Raw genomic sequence first — 19,493 nt, forward strand, 5'->3', positions numbered from 1 at the left:
TTCGTGGTTCCATAAAAAAACCGCCGACCCCATCACCGGGATCGGCGGTTTTTTCGTTGAACGCCCGCGTCGCGGTTACGACTTGGGGCGTTCGTTCTTCGGGTCGTACAGCGGCTTGTAGCCGACCGACTCGACCTTCACCGGGTAGATCTCGTCGAAGTACTGGATGTTGAGGGTGCGGCCCTCTTCGCAGTACGCGTACGGCAGGTAGCCCAGGCAGATGTTCTTGCCGACGGACGGGCCGTAGGCGACGCTGGTGACGTAGGAACGCCGGCCGGCTTCGTCGACCAGGGTCTTGCCGGTCTCCGGATCCATGATCGGCAGATGCCCGACCGGATACCGCGCGACGCCGTTGGCATCGGTGTTTTCGGTCATGGTCATCGTGCACAGATACGCCGGCTGGTGCGCACGCTCGCGCTGGGCGACGTACGCCTCCTTGCCGTAGAAATCGGCCGCCTTGACCTTCGGCCGGGCCAGGTCCGCTTCCATCAGGTTGTAGTCGACCTTCAGGTCCGCGTTCTGCAGGCGCAGGCACTTCTCGAGACGGCGGCTGTTGGCGTAGGTCTCGATGCCAACCGGGGTGACGCCCTCGCCATGCAGCGTATCCCACAGCGCGAGGCCGTCGTCGTACTTGAAGTGCAGCTCCCAGCCCTGCTCGCCGACGTAGGAGATGCGGAAGGCGGTGACCGGCGTGCCGTTGACCGTGATGTCCTTGATGGCGGCGAACGGGAAGTTCTCCACCGTGAGTTCATCCGGATTGTCCGCGACGGCCTGCAGCGTCGTGCGGGCGTTCGGACCCCACAGACCGATGCAGCCGAAGTCGGTGGTCCGCTCCTGGATGTCGACGCTGAGGCCGCGGTCCTCGGCCATGCGCTTCATCCAGATGTAGTCGCGGTTGCCGGCATCGCCGCCGTCGATCACCCGGTAGTGGTTCTCGCCCATGCGCAGGACCGTCAGGTCGGCGCGCACGCCGCCCTCGTGGTCGAGGAAGTGGGTGTAGACACCCTTGCCAACCGGCGTGTCGCCGCCGACCTTCGCCACGCAGGTGTACTCCATCAGGGCCTCGGCGTCGGCGCCGGTGATGTCGTAAATGGCGAAGTGCGACAGGTTGATCATGCCGACGTTCTCGGACATCTCGAGGTGCTCGGCGTTGGAAACGCGCCAGAAGTGGCGGTTGTCCCACTCGGCCTTGCGCTCCGGCACCTTGTCGCCCCACTTCTCGAGCAGGTGCTCGTTGCTCGCGTAGCCGTGGGCACGCTCCCAGCCGGCCGCTTCCATGAAGTAACCGCCGAGCTCGACCTCGCGCTCGTAGAACGGGCTCTGGCGCAGGTTGCGCGCGGCCGTGTACGGCTCGCGGTTGTGCACCGGCGGATTGTAGATCTTGAACGCGGTCTCGTAGCAGCGGTCGTGGATGTAGTCCGCTTCCTTCTGGAACGGGTAGTAGCGCGTGAAGTCGATGCCGTGCGGATCGACCTCGACGCGGCCGTCCGTCATCCAGTCGGCGACAACCTTGCCCGTGCCCGGACCGTCCTTCACCCAGACGGACTCGACGTACCACAGCCCGCGCACCTCGGCGGATTCGCCGATCGACGGGCCGCCGTCGGCCGTGACCTGCAGCAGGCCGTTGAAGGAGCGCTTCTCGTCGTAACCGAGCTCACCCAGGATCGGGGTCAGTTCCATGGCCCGCTCGAGCGGCTCCATGATCTGCTCCATCTCCAAGTCGCGCTGCGAGGGCGACAGGCGCGCCTCTTCCTTCTCGAGGATGTCGCGCGGATGGACCATGCGCGGGGCCTTCTCCTCGTAGTAGCCCCACTCGATCTGGCCGCCCTCGGTGGTCTTCGGGTCGCCCGTGTCGCGCAGGTAGGCGGAGTTGCCCTGGTCGCGCAGCAGCGGATAGCCGATCTCCTTGCCGGTGCCGGCGAATTCCTCGTACGGCCCGAACCACAGAAGCGGGTGATCGACCGGCATGACCGGCAGGTCCTCGCCGGCCATCTCGGCGATGATGCGGCCCCAGAGGCCGGCGCAGCAGACGACGTACGGGGCCTCGATGTAACCGCGGCGCGTATGCACGCCCTTGATGCGGCCGTTTTCGATCTCGAGGCCGGTCGCCGGGGTGTTGGCGAAGGCCTGCAGCTTGCCGGTCTCCTCGGCCTTCTGGACGAGTTCCCCGGTGAAGATCTGCGAGCGCGGGATCACGAGACCGGCGTCCGGGTCGTACATCGCGCCCTGGATCTGGTCCTCTTCGATCAGCGGCATCAGTTCCTTGGCTTCCTTCGGCCCGATCATGCGCACGTTGGTGCCGAAGGCGCGGCCGGAATCGACCTTGCGCTTGAGCTCTTCCATACGCTCGTCGTCATCGACGCGCGCGACCTCCAGGCCCCCGACGCGGTCGTAGTGCCCCATCTTGTCGAAGAACTCGATGCTGTAACCGGTCGTGTAGCACGTCATCTCGTCGTGCGCGGTCGCGAAGCAGAAGTCGGAGGCGTGCGAGGTCGAACCGATATCCGTCGGGATCGCCGATTTGTCGATGCCGACGATGTTGTCCCACCCGCGCTCGATCAGGTGGTGGGCGACCGAGGCCCCGACGATACCGCCCTGGCCGATAATGACGACGTTCGCGCTTTTGGGAAATTCCACCATGGGTTGTTACTCCTGATGAACAGCGGTTGCGCGTGAATCAACAGCGCCGACTTGCCCCCGTTTTCGGGTCCGATCGCCGCCCGGATGTGAATCTGGCTGTGGCCAATAACAACCGTGAAGTTTCCCGCCGCTCCCCGATGTGGTCAAGCAAGCTGACGGGCACAGGACAGTATGCGGCGCAGGTGGCACGTTCCTCGGCTACCCCCCTGGAAATCCAGCCCGATTCAGGCGTTTAGAGCCGGACCACGGGCAGTCGCGGTCACCACGCCCTCGAAGAAGATCTCGCTGCCATCATCGGCATGACCGGTGGTCGCGCTGCGTTCACTCGACACCGAGATATCCCCCGCGCCGGACAGTTCGGCCTGGCGGGTCGCCAGCCGCTCCGCCTCCGCCTCGGCCCAGGCCCAGGCTTCCTCCAGCGTGCTGAGGGTGGAAATGCCATGCGCGGTGTGCACCCGGAAGCGTTCTCCCGCCAAGGGGGTGATGGTCGCCGTCACGCGCTGCACGACCCCGGCGATCACCGCACCGACGGCGTTCGCGACCTCGGCATACGGCGGCACCACACAGCGCGTCCCGAGGCGCCGCGCGATCGCCTCACCGTAGGCAGCCGCCGGCGCACCGATCGCCACCAGCGGCCAGCGCAACGCCATCCCCACATTGACGGCGGACAACGGCGGCCGTGCGCCGATCGCACGATCGATCAGGGCGCGGGCGCCCGGGGCGGGCACCCCGTCCGGTGCGACCTCGCTGTCGGCCAGCGCCGTCATGAACGCGTGCCGGGCACCGTCTTCCCCCACCGTGTCGATGACGCGCGCGGCGAATGCCTGTGGCGTGCCGAGATCGCGCCCCCACTTGTAGCGGGCCGATCGGATGAGCATGGCGGCCCCGAGCTCCGCGGCCTCCGCCGACCACAACGTGTGCCAGCCCAGTACGTGGGCCGCGTCCGTGGGCGTGAAGCCCGCGAGGCCGACGATGCCCTGCTCCACCAGCCGGTCCAGCGCCCGCTGCCGGGTCTGTTCGGCGAACAGGGTCACCAGATCGAGCGGGCCGTCGGCGAGCCGATCCCACAGCAGGCGCTGGCTGCGCGACAGCGTATCGGGACCGCCAATCGGCGCGCGCCGACGCACGGCGAACCGCCCTGCGTGCTCGCGCAGGACGACCTCCTCGGCCTGCACGCGCAGCGTCTCCAGCACACCGGGCACCCGCGCGGCGAGCTGCGACAGCGGGATCAGGCGATGCGGCCCGATATGGAAGGGTGGCGCGAAGGCCAGCGTGATCTCGCTGTCCCCGCCGAGGCCGCAGGTATGCACCTCGACCGCATCGACGCGGGTGCGCCAGCCGCCGATCACCGCCCCCTCGCGGTGGCGCCGCGGCTCGCCGTTTTCGAGGACGCCGATATCGCTGGTGGTGCCGCCCATGTCGAACACGACCGCGTTCGCCTCGGCGGCCAGATGACGGGCGCCCACCAGACTCGCCGCGGGCCCCGAGAGAATCGTCTCGACCGGCGCCTGCAGGGCGAGTTCGGCCGTCACCAGCGAACCGTCACCGCGCACGACCATCAGCGGCGCTTCGATTCCGTGGTTGTCGAGGAGCCCGCGCACGGACCCGATCAGGTCGGTCAACAACGGGATCAGCCGGGCGTTCAGCAGTGCGGTCAGCGCCCGGCGCGGGGCGTCGAGTGCCCCCGAAAGCTGGTGCCCACAGGACACTGGGAGCCCGGTGCGTTCCGCGATCAACTGGCGTGCGCGGCGCTCGTGGGCCGGGTTGCGGACCGCGAACCGGGCGGCCACGGCGAAAGCGGACACGGCGCCGGCATGGCGCTCCATCGCCGCCTCCAGCGCCTCGCTGTCGAACGGGGCCCGCTCCGTGCCGCTGCCGTCGTGGCCGCCGGCGACGAACTCCACGCGATCGCGCCCGAGTGCGCTGCCGAGGCCGCCGCGTTCGAGCACCTCGCGCCCTTCGCCGACCAGGATCAGGGCGACCCGCTGGCCCTCGCCCTCGACGACCGCGTTGGTCGCCAGCGTGGTCGAGACCGACACCAGGCCGATCGGCTGGTCGGCAACCGCCAGCACACTGTCGAGCGCCTCGCCGATACCGCGGCTGAGGTCGTCATGACTGGTCAGTGCCTTGGCACTGGCCCGGACGTGGCCGCCGGCATCGACCAGTACCGCATCGGTGTATGTGCCACCGGTATCGATTCCCAGCGTCAGCCCCATTTCCCGCCCCCGGATCCAAAGGCGGGTACGCTAATGGAACCGGCCGATTCGCAAAAGGGTTTCCGCACACAAGGGCGGAAATCAACGTGACCGCGTCATTCAATCGGACGCTGGCGGTTGCGGCTCCACGCCCTCCGGCGGGAAATCGATGCGCACGCGGTAGTTCTCGTCGCTGTCCGGATTCGCGATATTCGACAGCCCTTCGTAGCGCAGCAGGGCGCCGGTCTCGGCGTGATACGCGACATCGATCGGATTCGCGAGCCAGCGGATGAACATATTGTCCGGCTCCATGCGGATCACGATCGCCGGTTCGCCGAGCACCTCACGCTCGTCGATACGGCGCAGGCGGAACGCGACGGTCTGCTGCTGACTGGCCGCGGCAAACGGGAAGCGCAGCGTCTCGCCCGCACGCAGTCGGTCCAGATTGCGGTAGATCAGCAGATCGAATCCGGCGTCGGCGACCACATCCGACGGCGGATCGATCACGGTCCGCTCCATCGCCTCATCTTCGCGCTTGCGATAGATCAGCTCGATACGGCCGTCGTCGGTCCGCTGCAGGGCCTCGATGTATCCGGTCCGCGTGTCCTCGAGCCGAAACGACGGCGCCAGCGGGGCCTCTTCGAAAGACACGCGTTTGCGGGCGAATATCTTGCCCTCGGGATCGACGTATTCGACCCGATCCGCCACCAGTTCGCCGTCCACGACTTCCGGGTCATGGACCTCCCGGTACACCGGGCGCCCCGAATCCAGCGCGAACGCGTGGCCTACCCGGGGCTCGAGCGCGGCCTCGGGCGCGCTCGCCGCCTGCAGTGGTGCGGTCGCCAGCAGCCCCGCGACCATAATGGTCGCGCACAACCCGTACACCCCGGCCGTTCCGGGGCTTCGCAGGGCCCGCGACCGCGCGCGCCCGAATCCAGCCTGAAGCGCCTGGCGAAAAAGTCCACAGCCGCAGTCCGGCTCCCTCTGACAATGATCCGGTGCGTGAACGGAAATCAATCGATGGCTTTGCAACGCTATACCCCGGCGGGGTCCGACCGAATCGGCCGCCCTCGCAAAATAAAACGATCAAATCGATCACCACTGATATTGGACCGGGATCGAAGAATGGTCAATGCTCGCCCTCAGCGCCCTTTTCATCCCCATCATAGGGTAGATCCGGCAGAGCCTGCCGATTTATTGACCGTGGCCGATGGCTCGACTAATATCGTTCAAACCGTTCAGAGCCATATCACCGACATGAAATCCGTTCTGTCTCCGAAGGAACTCGGTGCCGCAATCGGGGTCAGCGAATCATCACTGAAACGCTGGGCCGACAGCGGCCGCCTGCATGTCGCCCGTACGGCCGGCGGTCATCGCCGCATCGACCGGTCCGAGGCGATCCGCTTCGTTCGCTCGCAGGGATTCGCACTGGAACGTCCGGGCATCCTGGGGCTCGAGGACATCGACGCGATCTCCGCCGGGCCCGACCAGGACGACCCGACGACCGCGCTGCACGACGCCCTCAGCAACGGCGAGGCCGAGCGGGCGCGCGGGCTGGCGCTGGCCCGCTACGTCGAGGGCATGCCGCTTGCATTGATCATAGACCGCATGATCGCGCCCGCAATGCGCGCCATCGGTGACCGCTGGCGCCACGGTGAAGATGGCATCCTGATCGAGCACCGCGCCGCGGACATCTGCAGCCAGATCCTCGACCGGGTCCGGAGCCTGGGCGTGGTCGGCCCGGACCGCTGTGCGGCCGTGGGCGGCAGCCCCGCCGACGACCCGTATGTCCTGCCCTCGCTCATGGCCGCCTCGGTACTCGCCAGCGAGGGTTGGGACGAGGTCAATCTGTCCGCCAATACGCCGGCGGGCGTGCTCGCGCAGGCCGCGGTCGAATCGCGGGCCAACCTCGTGTGGATCGCGTTCTCGACCGAAGACGGGGCCGACCGGGTCCACAGGGTGACCGGCGATCTGCGCGGCGCTCTGGCCGATGCGCGTCTGGAGCCGAGCATCGTCATTGGGGGCCCGGCGCTCAACGCCGTGACCGCGATCAACATACCGGGCGTGTATCACGCGCGTTCCATGACGGAACTCGCCGCCTTCGCGCAGGGGCTGCGCTCCAGCCGCACCGCTCACGCCACGACCGAAGGACGTTCGCGCGCGTGACTACATGGAACCGTTTCAGTGCGCCCTGGTCGGCCATATGGCACTGGCTGATCAGTGACGGCGCCCCCGCGCCGCTCGACGCACCTCGCGACGAGCGCATCGACTGGCCGCGCGCGGTACCCTTCATCGCCCTGCACATCGCCTGCCTCGGCGTCTTTGTGGTCGGGTTTTCGTGGGCCGCCCTGGGCGCGTGCATCGCGTTCTATCTGCTGCGCATGTTCTTCGTGACCGGCTTCTACCACCGCTATTTCTCCCACCGCAGTTTTCGCACGTCGCGCGCGTTCCAGTTCGTGATGGCAGCGCTGGGCTGTACGGCGGGGCAGCGCGGCCCGCTCTGGTGGGCGGGGCATCACCGCCACCACCACGGCCACGCCGATGACCATGAGGACGTGCATTCGCCCGACCGCCATGGCCTGCTCTGGGCCCACACCGGCTGGTTCCTGACCCGGGGCAATTACCCCACGCCCTGGCGCTACGTCCGTGACTGGGCGCGCTACCCGGAACTGCGCTGGCTGAACCGCCTCGACTGGCTGCCGCTGGTGCTGTTCGCGCTCGCCACCTGGGGACTCGGCGCATGGCTCGCCGCCGCCGCGCCGGGGCTCGGCACGAACGGCCCGCAGATGCTGGTCTGGGGATTCTTCGTCTCCACCGTCCTGCTCTACCACGGCACCTATACGATCAATTCGCTGGCGCACCGCTTCGGTCGCCGCCGTTTCGCTACGCACGACTCCAGCCGCAACAACTTCTGGCTCTCGCTGGTGACGCTGGGCGAGGGCTGGCACAACAACCACCACCATTACCCGGCCACCGCGCGCCAGGGGTTCTACTGGTGGGAACTCGACCCGACGTGGTACGCCCTGATCGCGCTCTCCTGGACGGGGCTGATCCGCGATCTCCGCCCCGTCCCGAAGGCCGTCCTGGAGCATCGCCGTATCCCCGCAGGGACGGACTGAGGCCGACATGACCGACGATTCCGCATTGCGCGTCGCCGTCGTCGGCGCCGGCGTGTCGGGGCTGGTGGCCGCGTGGCTGCTGGCGCGCCGACACGACGTCACGCTGTTCGAGGCCGAAGACCGCATCGGCGGACATACCCACACCCATCGCGTCGAAGACCCAGCCGGGCCGATCGATGTCGACACCGGCTTCATCGTCTTCAACCACGAGAACTATCCGCTGTTCTCGCGTCTGCTGGATCGCCTCGGCGTCGATTCGCAGCCGACCTCCATGAGCTTCTCGGTGAGCGATGCCCGCAACGGTCTTGAATGGGCCGGCTCGCCGTCCCTGAACAGTGTCTTCGGCCAGCGCCGCAACCTGGCGAGGCCCGCGTTCTGGGGCATGCTGCGCGATATCCTGCGCTTCGGCCGCGATGCGCCGGCCGTGCTCGAGGATCCCGACGACACCCGCAGCGTCGCCGACTTCGCCCGCGAGCGCCGCTACGGCCACTCGTTCGTCGAACACTACCTGCTGCCGCTCGGCGCCTCGCTGTGGTCCTGCCCCGATCGCCGCTTCGCCGGTTTCCCGATCCGTTTCGTGGTCGAATTCCTGCACCACCACCGCATGCTGGGGCTCGGCGGCCGGCCGCAGTGGCGCTCGATCCCCCGCGGTTCGCGGCGCTACGTGGACGCGCTGCTCGCCGACTTCCCGGGACAACTGCGCCCGGCCACGCCGGTGCAATCGATCGCCCGCTCCCCCGAGCGGGTGCGCGTGACGAGCGCGGCTGGCGACGAGACCTTCGACGAGGTCATTCTCGCCTGCCACGCCGACCAGGCGCTGGCGCTGCTCGGCGACGATGCCACGGAGGTCGAACGGGAACTGCTGGCCGCCTTCCCATACCAGACCAATACCGCGATCCTGCACACGGACACCCGCGTACTTCCGCGGGAGCCCCGCTGCCGCGCGGCCTGGAACCATCGGGTGGGCGCCGACAGCGGTCACGTGTCGATCAGTTACGACATGAACATCCTGCAGCGCCTGCCGGCCCGCGAGACCTGGTGCGTCACGCTCAACGACGATGGCGGCATCGACCCGGCGCGCATCCACGCGCGGATGCGCTACGCTCATCCCCTGTATACACCCCAGCGCGGCGCCGCTCAGGCGCGCCACCGCGAAGTGACCCGGGCGAACCGGACGTCATTCTGCGGCGCCTGGTGGGGCTACGGCTTCCATGAGGACGGTGTCCGCAGTGCCGCGGCGGTGGCGGCGGCCTTCGGCGTGGATGGTTTATGACCGCAAGCGCGATCTACAGTGGCACCGTCCGCCATCGGCGGTTCGCGCCACGCCCGCACGGCTTTTCCTACCGCGTGTTCATGCTCTATATCGACCTGGGTGAACTCGATCGGGTCTTCCGGGGTCGCTGGCTGTGGTCGGTCGAGCGCCCGAACATCGTCCGCTTCGACCGGCGGGACCATCTGGGCCCCCACGACCGCCCGCTCGACGAGAATGTCCGCGACCTGGTCCAGGAGCGCACCGGCGCGCGGCCGAGCGGCCCGATCCGCCTGCTGACCCATCCGCGCTACTTCGGCTTCTGCTTCAACCCGGTCAGCTTCTATTACTGCTTCGACGCGGCCGACCGCGAACTCGAGACCATCGTCGCCGAGGTCCACAACACGCCCTGGGGGGAGCGTCACTGCTACGTGCTGCCGGTGGACGGCGATGGCACGCACCATCGTTTCAGGTTCCGCAAGGCGTTCCACGTCTCACCGTTTCTCGACATGGATTACGACTACGACTGGCGCTTCACCACACCCGGCGATCGCCTGACGGTGCACATGCGCAACGAACGCGACGGCGAGCGCGACTTCGACGCCTCCCTGAGCCTGGAGCGCCGGCCACTCGACGGCCCGAACATGGCCCGCGCGCTGGCCCGCCACCCGTTCATGACCGGCAAGGTCGTCGCCGCCATCTATTGGCAGGCCCTGCGGCTGTGGATACGTGGCACGCCGTTTTTCCCGCATCCCCGCGGGGGCTGACAGAACGCGGCCGGGGCTTGAGAAACGCTTTGGAAAAAGGTTCTCGCCAAGGCGCGAAGCGCGCCAAGGGACGCGAAGAAGGATTGTAGGAGCGGCCTTGGCCGCGAACCGGTATCCAATGGCGCTGCCATGTCCATGCCCTGGTGGCTGGACGGCAGACAAGCGACTGGATTGGGTTTGATACTTCATCGATTGCCCAGGATACCGGTGGCGTGGATCTCGGTTCGCGAGCAAGCTCGCTCCTACAATGCCGTGCTTTCCTTCGCGTCCCTTGGCGCCCTCCGCGCCTTGGCGAGAACCCTTATTGAAAAGCGCCCAAGACCCGCACCAAGGTTAAGCACCCGGCCACGCTGACAGAGACCCGTCACCCCCGTATCCTTGCACCTCCGCCGCGAGGTCCCGGCGGCGGGTTATGCCAGAATAGGGCGATGGTGCCGCTTGTGAAGCCCGGCACGGAGATTCCCCATGAAGACGTTTGCCTGCATCTGCGGCAATCGGCTGTTTTTCGATAACACCAGCTGCCTGGCCTGCAGCCGCAAGGTCGGCTGGTGTCCGGAGTGTGCGGCCATTCGTGCGCTGGAGCCGACCGCCGACGGCCGGTTCCGCTGCACCGGCGAGGATTGCGGCGCTGCCCTGGTGCCGTGCCGGAACTACGCGCTCGAGGGTGTGTGCAACCGCATGGTGGTCACCGGTCCCGAGACGCCGGAGTCACCGCTGTGCGGTGGCTGTCGCTTCAATCGCACGGTTCCGGACACCTCGGTGCCGGGCAACCGGGCGAAATGGGCGCAGCTCGAGTCGGCCAAGCGGCGGCTGCTGTACACGCTGGACGATCTCGGCCTCCCCTACGGCACGGCCGAGGATGGCTACGATCCGCCGCTTTGCTTCGACTTCAAGGCCGATCTGGTACGCGAGAAAGGCGCGTGGCATCGCCTCGGTGCGGTCGAGCATGTGTATACCGGTCACGCGAGCGGGCGCATCACGATCAACCTCGACGAGGCCGATGACGCCGAGCGCGAGCGCCGGCGCATCAACATGAATGAGGCGCATCGCACGCTGATCGGGCATTTCCGGCACGAGATCGCGCACTATTACTGGGAGCTGCTCGTGCGCGGGCGCTGCGAGGACGCCTGTCGCGCGTGCTTTGGCGATCACGACGATCCACCCTACGGCGAGGCGCTGAAGGCCCATTACAAGTCCGGTCCGCCGGATGACTGGCCGCAGCGGTACGTATCCGCCTACGCCACCATGCATCCGTGGGAGGACTTCGCCGAGACCTTCGCGGTCTATCTCGACATGGCGGCCGTGCTTGATACCGTCGGCCACTGGGGACTGGAGACGGCGATTCGCCCGCTGGACGATTTCGATCGGGCCTTATCGACGTATCGGCATGTCGGCATCAGCCTGAACGAGATCAATCGCGAAATGGGCCTGCTGGACGTCGTGCCGGAGGTCTTCGTGGCTCCGGTCGTCGACAAGCTCCGCTTCATCCACGAATTGATCCGCACCGCGTCGCGCGACGCGGGCGGTACCACGGAACCCGGGGAGGCGCGCGCATGAACGAGGTCGCTGAACGCACCGGCCTGCTGGCCGACTACGACCCCGGCGGACGCTACTGCGAGCTGTTCGGTCCGCCTTCGATGCAGGCACCGATCCCGCACACGCAGGCGCTGCGCGAGCGGCTGGCGCGCATGTCGCTGGACGATCTGCGCGAACGCGCGCACGACGCCGAACTCGAACTCTACAACTTCGGGATCACGTTTACGGTCTACACGCAGAAAGACGCGATCGACCGGATCCTGCCATTCGACGCGATCCCGCGCCCGATCCCGCCGGACGAGTGGCAGACCCTGGAGACCGGGGTGCGCCAGCGCGTCACGGCCATCAACCGCTTCCTGCGCGACGTCTACCACGAGCGCCACGTGTTCAGCGATGGAATCGTGCCGCCCGACGTGGTGTTCTCGAACCCGAACTATCGTCCGGAGATGGAGGGCCTGGAGGTCCCGTACGATACCTACGCCCATATCGACGGCTCCGACCTGATCCGGGACGACGACGGCACCTTCTACGTGCTGGAGGACAACGCCCGCTGCCCGTCCGGCGTGTCCTACATGGTCGAGAACCGGCACCTGATGCTGCGTACCTTCCCCGATCTCATCGAGGATCAGCCGGTGCGCTCGGTCTCGAACTATGGCCAGCGCCTGCGGGCGGCGCTCGGGGAGATCGCCCCGCAGGGCGTCGACGACCCCACGGTGGTCCTGCTGTCACCGGGCACCTACAACTCGGCCTACTTCGAGCACATCTTCCTCGCCCGCGAGATGGGCGTCGCACTGGTCGAAGGCCGCGATCTGGTCACCGAGGACGACCGCGTGTACGTCAAGACGATCCGCGGCCTGCAGCCGGTCCACGTGATCTATCGGCGCATCAACGACGACGCCCTCGATCCGCGCGCGTTCGATCCCAACAGCCTGCTCGGCGTACCCGGGCTGTTCCAGGCGTACCGCAAGGGCAACGTGGCGCTGGCGAACGCCATCGGCACCGGAGTGGCCGACGACAAGGCACTGTATGCCTATATGCCGCGTCTGATCCGGTATTACCTGGACGAGGACCCGATCCTGCCCAACGTGCAGACGAACCTCTGCCGCGAGAAGGAAGGCCTGCAGTACACGCTGGATCACCTCGACGAACTGGTGGTCAAACCGGTCGGCGAGGCAGGCGGCTATGGCATCACGGTCGGCCCCCACGCCACGAAGGAAGAACTCGAAACCTGCCGCCAGCAGATTCTCGACCGGCCGCACAACTGGGTCAGCCAGCCGATGATCAGCCTGTCGGTCGCGCCCACGCTGGTCGACGGCGGCATCGAGCCGCGCCATGTCGATCTGCGCACGTTCGCGGTGACCGGGCGCGATACCTGGGTTGCGCCGGGCGGTCTCTCGCGGGTCGCGCTGCGCAAGGGCTCGCTGATCGTGAACTCGTCCCAGGGTGGCGGCTCGAAAGACACCTGGGTGCTGGAATGAACGGTGCTGGAATGAGCCGCACGGGACCGGACGCAAGGAGTACCGGATGAGCAATCTGCTGTCGCGCTATGCCGACGCCATCTTCTGGATGGCCCGCTACGTCGAACGGGCCGAGGACCTCGCGCGCGTGCTGGACGTCACCGAGACGTTCTCGCGTGATTCACGCGGCGGCCAGAACTGGCGCTCGATCCTGGAGCTGTACGACGACGTGCCGGCGTTCTTCCGCGAATACGGCGAGGCGTCGGCGGCGGCCGTGATCCGGTTCTACACGCTCGACGACCGCAACACCGCTTCCATCCTGTCGAACCTCGGCATGGCGCGCTCGAACGCGCGCACCCTGCGACCGCTGATCTCGACCGAGATGTGGACGCAGCTCAACATCTTCTACAACCGGCTGCGCGCGCTCGGCCCGCAGGAGATTGCAGAACCCAGGCTGGCCCGGTTCTGCTCCATGATCAAGGAAGGCTGCCAGACCCACACGGGGATCACCGAGGGCACGTTCTATCGCGACGAGGGCTGGTGTTTTTACCAGCTCGGCAAGCAGCTCGAACGCGCCGACCAGACCACCCGCCTGCTCGACAGCAAGTACCACAACGTCCTGCCCTCGCCGGAGGACGTCGGCTCCCAGGTCGATGTCAGCCGCTGGAACGCCCTGCTGCGCTCGGCGGCCGGCTACCACGCGTTCCGCAAGATCCACCCGCGCGGTATGACACCGGGGGATGTCGCCGGATTCATGCTGTTCCACGAGGGCTTCCCGCGCTCGGTCGCGGCCTGCGTCGACGAGGTCGGTGAGCGCCTGACCCAACTGCGCTCGGCCTACAACATCCCCGGCGCGACCGCGGCCATGGGTCGTCTGGACGACCTGCGCACGCTGCTCGACACCGACATCGATGGCGTCATCGCATTCGGGCTGCACGAGTACCTCGACCGCGTCCAGCAGTACCTGAACGCCCTCTCGATCGAGATCGGACGCGATCTGCTCGGGCACGCACCGGTCTCCACGAGTGCCACGTAGGTCGGCTTGCGACCGACGGGAGCCAGCCGGCGGACAAGGTCCGACTCTGTACACGGGGCGCCGGCTGTTGCCTGACGGCAAAAAGCCGGCCTGCGGCTACAATGATGGGCGATACTTTCACGATCCCTGCCCGAATCCATTCGCGAGGATCCGGCGAACTGCAACTGCAAATATCGCGACCACCGGAGTACCGCCGACTTGAGCACGACCGCGCTGTCCGCGTTCGGCGCCACCCGTCCACTCGATCGCCTGGCGCGGCAACTGCTGCACCGCCGCCTTGACGGGCTCGCGGAGGGCCGGCTGCATATCGCGGATGCCGATGGCGAGGCCACGTTCGGCCAGGATGCCGTCCCCGCCGCACGCATCCGCGTCCACGCACCGCGCTTCTACCGCCGCATGGTCTTTGGTGGTGCGCTCGGCGCGGCCGCGAGCTGGATCGATGGCGACTGGGACTGCGACCGGCTGGCGGATCTGTTCCGTATCCTGATCCGCAGCCGCGCGGCGACGGGCCGGTTCGACCGGGGCGGCATCGCCGGCCTCGCCACCGCGATCGCCCGCATCGCGCAGCGAGCGCGCGCCAACACGCCTGGCGGCAGCCGGCGGAACATCCGCGATCATTACGACCTGGGCAACGACCTCTTCCGCCTGTTCCTCGACGAGTCGATGACCTATTCGTCCGGGGTCTTCGAGAGCGCCGAAGCCACCCTGGAGCAGGCGCAGACCGCGAAACTCGACCGCATCTGTCGCAAGCTGGGTCTGCAACCGGAACATCAAGTCCTCGAGATCGGCACCGGCTGGGGCAGTTTCGCGCTGCACGCCGCGAAGCACTACGGCTGCCACGTCACGACGACCACGATCTCGGCGGAACAGCACGCCCTCGCGGCCGAGCGCATCCGTGAGGCGGGTCTCGAAGACCGCATTACCCTGCTGCAGTCGGATTACCGCGACCTCACGGGCCAGTACGACCGGCTCGTATCGATCGAGATGATCGAAGCCGTCGGCCGCGAATACCTCGAGACGTTCTTCCGTGCGTGCAGCGATCGCCTGCGCCCGGACGGGGCCATGCTGCTGCAGGTGATCACCACGAGCGACCGGGAATACGAAACCTACCGGCGCTCGGTCGACTTCATCCAGCGCTACGTCTTTCCCGGCAGCCACTGCCCGGCCCCGAAGGCCCTGTTCGCTGCCATCGGCCAGGTCGGCGATCTGCGCCCAGTGCACCTGGAAGACCTGTCGGCGGACTACGCGGAGACGCTGCGCCACTGGCGCGACCGCTTCCACGCGGCGGCCGATCAGGTACGGGCGCTGGGCTACCCCGAGCGCTTCCTGCGGCTGTGGGACTTCTATCTGCAGTACTGCGAGGCCGGCTTCGATGAGCGTCATATAGGCGACCTGCAGCTGCTGCTCGCCAAACCGCGAAATACGGAACCGGCGATTCGTCCAGCCATTCGGGAATCCGCATGACCGCCGGCAAACCGAGCCTGCCGCTCATATTGTGGAATATCGTCTCCATCAACATCGGCTGGTTTACCTGTGTGCTCGGCGCGGCCAACGGCTACATCTGGCTGGGTCCACTGGTCGTCGCGGTGCTCGTGGCGATCCATCTCAAGCTCATCCCGGCCCGACGCCGTGAACTGGCCACGCTGGCCGCGGCCGCGCTGTTCGGCTATGCGATCGATTCCGCGATGGTGCTGGCCGGGGTATTCGACTTCCCCGCCCAGGCGCGCGTCGGCGCGCCGTCGACGGTCTGGATGGTCGCTCTGTGGGTGAACTTCGCGATGGCCCTGAACGTGGCCCTGCACTGGCTGCAGCGCAGCTACCTGCTGGCGGCGCTCCTCGGGGCCGTCGGCGGCCCGATGGCCTACTTCAGTGGCACCCAGTTCGGTGGCCTGCTGGCACCGGAGGGGGTCGCCGTGCTGATCGGCGCCGTCGCCGTCCAGTGGGCGATCGCGACCCCGCTGGTCGTCGCGGGTGCCGCCCGCATCGGCCGCTGGGCCGGCCAACCCGTGCCGGCGGAAGCCACGGGGGCCCGCGGATGAACGCGCTTTCTCCGTGGGCACTGTCGGAACCGGCGGTGACGCTGTTGCTCCCGTTCAAGGTGAGCGGCGTGCCGCCCGGCAAGACCCGCACGCTGCCGCCCCGCGGCGTTGCATACCACGCCCGCCGGCGCAGCCCCCATGCTTTTTTCGCGGGCCCACCCCGGCCCGATTCCCAGGAGCGTATCCGATGAGCGCGAACCCGATGCTCGCGACGGCGATCGATTGGATGGAACGCGAGCGGATCCCGGACAGCGCCATCCGCGCCGGCATCCGACGGCTCTGTGAGGCACGCCGACGGCAGGAAACCGCCGGCGACTGCGAGCAGCGGCTGGCGCGACAGCAGGCGTTCATCCGCGGCATGGATGCCGGTCCGATCGCGCCGGTGCCGGAGAAGGCGAACGAGCAGCACTACGAACTGCCGGCCGAGTTCTTCCGGCACGTGCTCGGCCATCGCCTGAAGTACAGCGGCTGTCGTTTCGACCCACCTGGAGTCGGTCTCGATCAGGCCGAGGACACATCATTGGCCGCGACCTGCGAGCACGCCAACCTCGCCGACGGTCAACGGGTGCTGGAACTCGGCTGCGGCTGGGGTTCGCTGACCCTGTGGATGGCGGAACACTATCCATCGAGCCGCATCACCGCGGTATCCAATTCCGCGCCGCAGCGCGCCTTCATCGAGGCACGCGCCGCGGAACGCGGGCTGGACAACGTGCGCGTCGTAACCGCCGACATGAACGACTTCGAGCCCGACGATGGCCCGTTCGATCGGGTCGTGTCGATCGAGATGTTCGAGCACATGCGTAACTGGCGCCTGCTGCTGGAGCGGATCAGCGGCTGGCTGCGCCCCGGCGGGCAGCTGCTCGTGCACGTATTCTGCCACCGCGAGTGCAGCTACGAATTCCAGCCCGAGGGCGATGCCAACTGGATGGGCCGGCATTTCTTCACCGGCGGCATCATGCCGGCCGATGGCCTGATGACGACCTTCCAGGACCACCTGCACCACCGCGGCCAATGGCGCTGGAACGGCCGCCACTATGCCGCCACGGCCAACGCCTGGCTGGCGAACATGGATGCCCGCAGGGCCGAGATCATGCCGGTACTGGAAGCGGCCTATGGCGCCGACGCCCAGCGCTGGTGCCAGCGCTGGCGGGTCTTTTTCATGGCCTGCGCCGAGCTATTCGGCCTGCGCGACGGCGAGGAATGGTGGGTAGTGCATCATCTCATGGAGAAGCCCGGGCATGACTGACGCGCGGATGCCGGGCCGGCCGATCCTGCTCGTCGCGGTCGCCGCCGGCCTCGTGCTGACGATCTACCTGGTGGCGGCTTCCATCCACGGCGACCTGTCGGCGGAGGGCCCGCGGCTGCTGGACCTCCCGTGGGGCCGGGTTTTGCTGCTCGACGTCTACGCCGGGATCGCCCTGTTCGCCGGCTGGATCGTATGGCGCGAGGCGCCCGCGCCGGCGGCCGCCTGGATCGTCGCGTTGATTCTGCTGGGCAATGTGGTCGCCTGTATCTATTTGATCCGCGCCTGGTGGCGGGCCGGTGGCGATGGCAACGCCTTCTGGCATGGTCAGCGACGGTCTCTGGCCACCCGACCGCCCGACGCGTAATGTCGCGTATCAGGGAAACGAGGGATGCTATCCTTTCGCCAGTCGGTTCGCGGTGACCAACGTTGGTTTTCGTTTTCACTCAAACCAACCTACGGGCGTTTCGCCGGGTTCTTCGGTGCCCACTGGTCGTGAGATCCTGCGAACTGCGTAGGTTGGGTTGACGAAGGAAACCCGACAGTCGGGGCCGAATCGCGTCGACGGAGTACCGATCCCGGCGATTCGTATGCAGGACTCATGCGGCGGCTTCCGCCGGAGCCGCAGGTTCCGAATGGCCGCAATGGACCTCTCCGGCGTCGATGGTTCACGCCGAGCGGGCAATACAGGGAGCAGATGACCATGGACACGACCGACTCCTCCCCCCAGGGTGCCCCGCGTGCGACCCGGGCCCCCGGGTCGACCCACCTCTACCAGGAACTCCGGGAACAGATCCTCGAGCTCGAGCTCAGACCCGGCCAGGAACTGGACGAGGCCACGCTCGCCGAGCGTTTCCGCCGCTCGCGTACGGCCGTCCGCGAGGCCCTGCTGAACCTCTCCAATGAGCGGCTGGTGGAACTGCTGCCCAACCGCGGCGCCCGGGTCTCGAACTTCGATTTCCTGCAGTTGCCGCGATTCATCGAGTCCATCGATCTCATATCGCGCGCGATCAACCGGTACGCGGCGGAACGGCGGACGACGGAACAGCTTGCCCGCATCCGGGCGACCCACGAGCGCTTCGCGGAATGCATGCGCGACGGCACCTCGACGGCGATTTCCGCCGACAACCGGCAGTTCCATATGGCCGTTGCCGAGGCGGCCGATAACGCCTATCTCCACGCCGCCTATCGCCAGCTTCATCAGGAAGGCATGCGGGTCATGCACCTCGCACTCGGGCGGGGCCGCTCCGACGCGCAGCGTCAATCGCGTCACCTGGAACGCGTCCTCGAGGACCACGAGGCGCTGGTAGCCGCCATTGATGCACGCGATCCGGATGCGGCCGAGGCGGTCGCACGCTCGCACACCGCCATCTTTCAGACCCGTATCGCGGAATACCTCTCGACGGCACCGGAAGCCGAGGTCGGAATCGACCCGGCTGCGGCTTTCGAGGCCGCGGGAACCGCTCGGGAACCATTCTGACAGGGCGGATTACACAATCCGTTTATTCTTTTCTGAATTATCCGTAAAGCGGGTTTATCCTGTTTTACGATGCCAAAAAGAAAGATCCTGTCTTTCGTATTTCTCCCTTGATTTCCCTCCTCCCAGCCCTTACAACACCCTTGCCAGATAGCCGAAGGAGCCCACCAATGGGCAACCTCATTCGAATTACGCATAAGTGGCGCAGGACCCGGCCCGTACAGTGATGCTGTCCGCATAGACGGCAATGTCACCAAACGGGCCGCTTAGAGCGGCCTTTTTTATGCGTATGAGAAAGGCGAAGGCGCAGGAACCGGCACCAGCACCGAAACCGCCGGGATAGTCAGTGCAGTAACGATCGAGGAGGTCGAGCGATGAGTGGCGACGTGAACATCCAGGTAGCAAAGGCTTATATCGGTTCTTTCGTGATTACCGCCGCGTTGATGGTGGTAATGACGGCGCTGTGATCCGATGACGGCCGGCAATGAGGACGTGCCAGACGGCCCGGTCCCGCAACAGGCGGCCCGGGCCGTTTTTTTGTCGGGGAGCTCATCGGTCAACGCTACTCTTACGCTGGATTCCGCCATTCGAGTTCTATTGGCGTTGTGTTTTTGGTTCTCGCCAAGGCGCAGAGGGCGCCAAGGGACGCAAAGGAAAGCAAAGAACTGTAGGAGATTCTATGTCTGCCCCTCAAGCGGTTTTCGGCACGTAGTCGGTCTCGTTTTTCATCAGCGT

At 66.9% G+C, this 19,493-nt stretch carries 15 protein-coding genes; 12 read left to right on the forward strand and 3 right to left on the reverse strand.

Annotated elements, in window-relative coordinates; translation table 11 throughout:
- Positions 1–75: 75 nt before the first annotated feature.
- The 3 genes from A0W70_RS13260 to A0W70_RS13270 all read right to left on the reverse strand — a co-directional run bounded on the left by A0W70_RS13260 (position 76) and on the right by A0W70_RS13270 (position 5,711).
- Complete coding sequence (locus A0W70_RS13260) at positions 76–2,640, reverse strand: FAD-dependent oxidoreductase (protein WP_067563364.1); 2,565 nt, start codon at positions 2,638–2,640, stop codon at positions 76–78.
- Between the two features lie 224 nt (positions 2,641–2,864).
- Complete coding sequence (locus A0W70_RS13265; RefSeq protein ID WP_067563367.1) at positions 2,865–4,856, reverse strand: hydantoinase/oxoprolinase family protein; 1,992 nt, start codon at positions 4,854–4,856, stop codon at positions 2,865–2,867.
- A 99-nt stretch (positions 4,857–4,955) separates the two neighbouring features.
- The gene (locus A0W70_RS13270) at positions 4,956–5,711 is read right to left on the reverse strand and encodes a hypothetical protein (protein WP_139150875.1); all 756 of its coding nucleotides are present in this window, start codon (positions 5,709–5,711) and stop codon (positions 4,956–4,958) included.
- A gap of 381 nt (positions 5,712–6,092) precedes the next feature.
- Here A0W70_RS13270 and A0W70_RS16620 point away from each other — a divergent pair, with 381 nt between their 5' ends.
- From A0W70_RS16620 to A0W70_RS13330, 12 genes are all read left to right on the forward strand, one after another.
- Complete coding sequence (locus A0W70_RS16620) at positions 6,093–7,001, forward strand: B12-binding domain-containing protein (RefSeq protein ID WP_070989438.1); 909 nt, start codon at positions 6,093–6,095, stop codon at positions 6,999–7,001.
- Positions 6,998–7,954, forward strand: a complete 957-nt coding sequence (locus tag A0W70_RS13280) for an acyl-CoA desaturase (RefSeq protein WP_175443123.1) — start codon at positions 6,998–7,000, stop codon at positions 7,952–7,954. The genes A0W70_RS16620 and A0W70_RS13280 overlap by 4 nt, the downstream gene beginning before the upstream one ends.
- Before the next feature lie 7 nt (positions 7,955–7,961).
- Positions 7,962–9,227, forward strand: coding sequence for an NAD(P)/FAD-dependent oxidoreductase (locus tag A0W70_RS13285; protein WP_139150877.1), 1,266 nt, complete (start codon positions 7,962–7,964; stop codon positions 9,225–9,227).
- On the forward strand, positions 9,224–9,970 hold the full coding sequence (locus tag A0W70_RS13290) for a DUF1365 domain-containing protein (protein ID WP_067563377.1): 747 nt from the start codon (positions 9,224–9,226) through the stop codon (positions 9,968–9,970). The genes A0W70_RS13285 and A0W70_RS13290 overlap by 4 nt, the downstream gene beginning before the upstream one ends.
- Positions 9,971–10,435: 465 nt before the next feature.
- Positions 10,436–11,527, forward strand: a complete 1,092-nt coding sequence (locus A0W70_RS13295; RefSeq protein ID WP_067563381.1) for a zinc-binding metallopeptidase family protein — start codon at positions 10,436–10,438, stop codon at positions 11,525–11,527.
- Positions 11,524–12,984 carry a circularly permuted type 2 ATP-grasp protein gene (locus A0W70_RS13300; RefSeq protein WP_067563384.1) on the forward strand — a complete coding sequence of 487 codons (1,461 nt, stop codon included), beginning with the start codon at positions 11,524–11,526 and terminating at the stop codon, positions 12,982–12,984. Before A0W70_RS13295 ends, A0W70_RS13300 begins: the two co-directional genes overlap by 4 nt.
- 46 nt (positions 12,985–13,030) lie before the next feature.
- Entirely contained in the window at positions 13,031–13,999 is a 969-nt protein-coding gene (locus A0W70_RS13305) for an alpha-E domain-containing protein (protein ID WP_067563387.1), read from the forward strand.
- Positions 14,000–14,197: 198 nt separating this feature from the next.
- Complete coding sequence (locus tag A0W70_RS13310) at positions 14,198–15,463, forward strand: SAM-dependent methyltransferase (protein ID WP_067563390.1); 1,266 nt, start codon at positions 14,198–14,200, stop codon at positions 15,461–15,463.
- Positions 15,460–16,038: a DUF2878 domain-containing protein gene (locus tag A0W70_RS13315; RefSeq protein WP_083331013.1), complete on the forward strand. Its 579-nt coding sequence runs from the start codon at positions 15,460–15,462 to the stop codon at positions 16,036–16,038. Before A0W70_RS13310 ends, A0W70_RS13315 begins: the two co-directional genes overlap by 4 nt.
- A 187-nt stretch (positions 16,039–16,225) precedes the next feature.
- The gene (locus A0W70_RS13320) at positions 16,226–17,284 is read left to right on the forward strand and encodes an SAM-dependent methyltransferase (protein ID WP_245675886.1); all 1,059 of its coding nucleotides are present in this window, start codon (positions 16,226–16,228) and stop codon (positions 17,282–17,284) included.
- Entirely contained in the window at positions 17,277–17,648 is a 372-nt protein-coding gene (locus A0W70_RS13325) for a DUF1475 domain-containing protein (protein WP_067563394.1), read from the forward strand. Before A0W70_RS13320 ends, A0W70_RS13325 begins: the two co-directional genes overlap by 8 nt.
- 336 nt (positions 17,649–17,984) lie before the next feature.
- Entirely contained in the window at positions 17,985–18,761 is a 777-nt protein-coding gene (locus tag A0W70_RS13330) for a GntR family transcriptional regulator (protein WP_175443124.1), read from the forward strand.
- Positions 18,762–19,493: the final 732 nt, after the last annotated feature.

The organism is Halofilum ochraceum, from assembly GCF_001614315.2.
GTDB classification, from domain to species: domain Bacteria; phylum Pseudomonadota; class Gammaproteobacteria; order XJ16; family Halofilaceae; genus Halofilum; species Halofilum ochraceum.

Bases quoted from the DNA above. Each gene is read 5' to 3' on its own strand.
- A0W70_RS13260 (WP_067563364.1), bottom strand. From the start codon at position 2,640: ATGGTGGAATTTCCCAAAAGCGCGAACGTCGTCATTATCGGCCAGGGC.
- A0W70_RS13265 (WP_067563367.1), bottom strand. From the start codon at position 4,856: ATGGGGCTGACGCTGGGAATCGATACCGGTGGCACATACACCGATGCG.
- A0W70_RS16620 (WP_070989438.1), top strand. From the start codon at position 6,093: ATGAAATCCGTTCTGTCTCCGAAGGAACTCGGTGCCGCAATCGGGGTC.
- A0W70_RS13285 (WP_139150877.1), top strand. From the start codon at position 7,962: ATGACCGACGATTCCGCATTGCGCGTCGCCGTCGTCGGCGCCGGCGTG.
- A0W70_RS13290 (WP_067563377.1), top strand. From the start codon at position 9,224: ATGACCGCAAGCGCGATCTACAGTGGCACCGTCCGCCATCGGCGGTTC.
- A0W70_RS13295 (WP_067563381.1), top strand. From the start codon at position 10,436: ATGAAGACGTTTGCCTGCATCTGCGGCAATCGGCTGTTTTTCGATAAC.
- A0W70_RS13300 (WP_067563384.1), top strand. From the start codon at position 11,524: ATGAACGAGGTCGCTGAACGCACCGGCCTGCTGGCCGACTACGACCCC.
- A0W70_RS13305 (WP_067563387.1), top strand. From the start codon at position 13,031: ATGAGCAATCTGCTGTCGCGCTATGCCGACGCCATCTTCTGGATGGCC.
- A0W70_RS13315 (WP_083331013.1), top strand. From the start codon at position 15,460: ATGACCGCCGGCAAACCGAGCCTGCCGCTCATATTGTGGAATATCGTC.
- A0W70_RS13320 (WP_245675886.1), top strand. From the start codon at position 16,226: ATGAGCGCGAACCCGATGCTCGCGACGGCGATCGATTGGATGGAACGC.
- A0W70_RS13325 (WP_067563394.1), top strand. From the start codon at position 17,277: ATGACTGACGCGCGGATGCCGGGCCGGCCGATCCTGCTCGTCGCGGTC.
- A0W70_RS13330 (WP_175443124.1), top strand. From the start codon at position 17,985: ATGGACACGACCGACTCCTCCCCCCAGGGTGCCCCGCGTGCGACCCGG.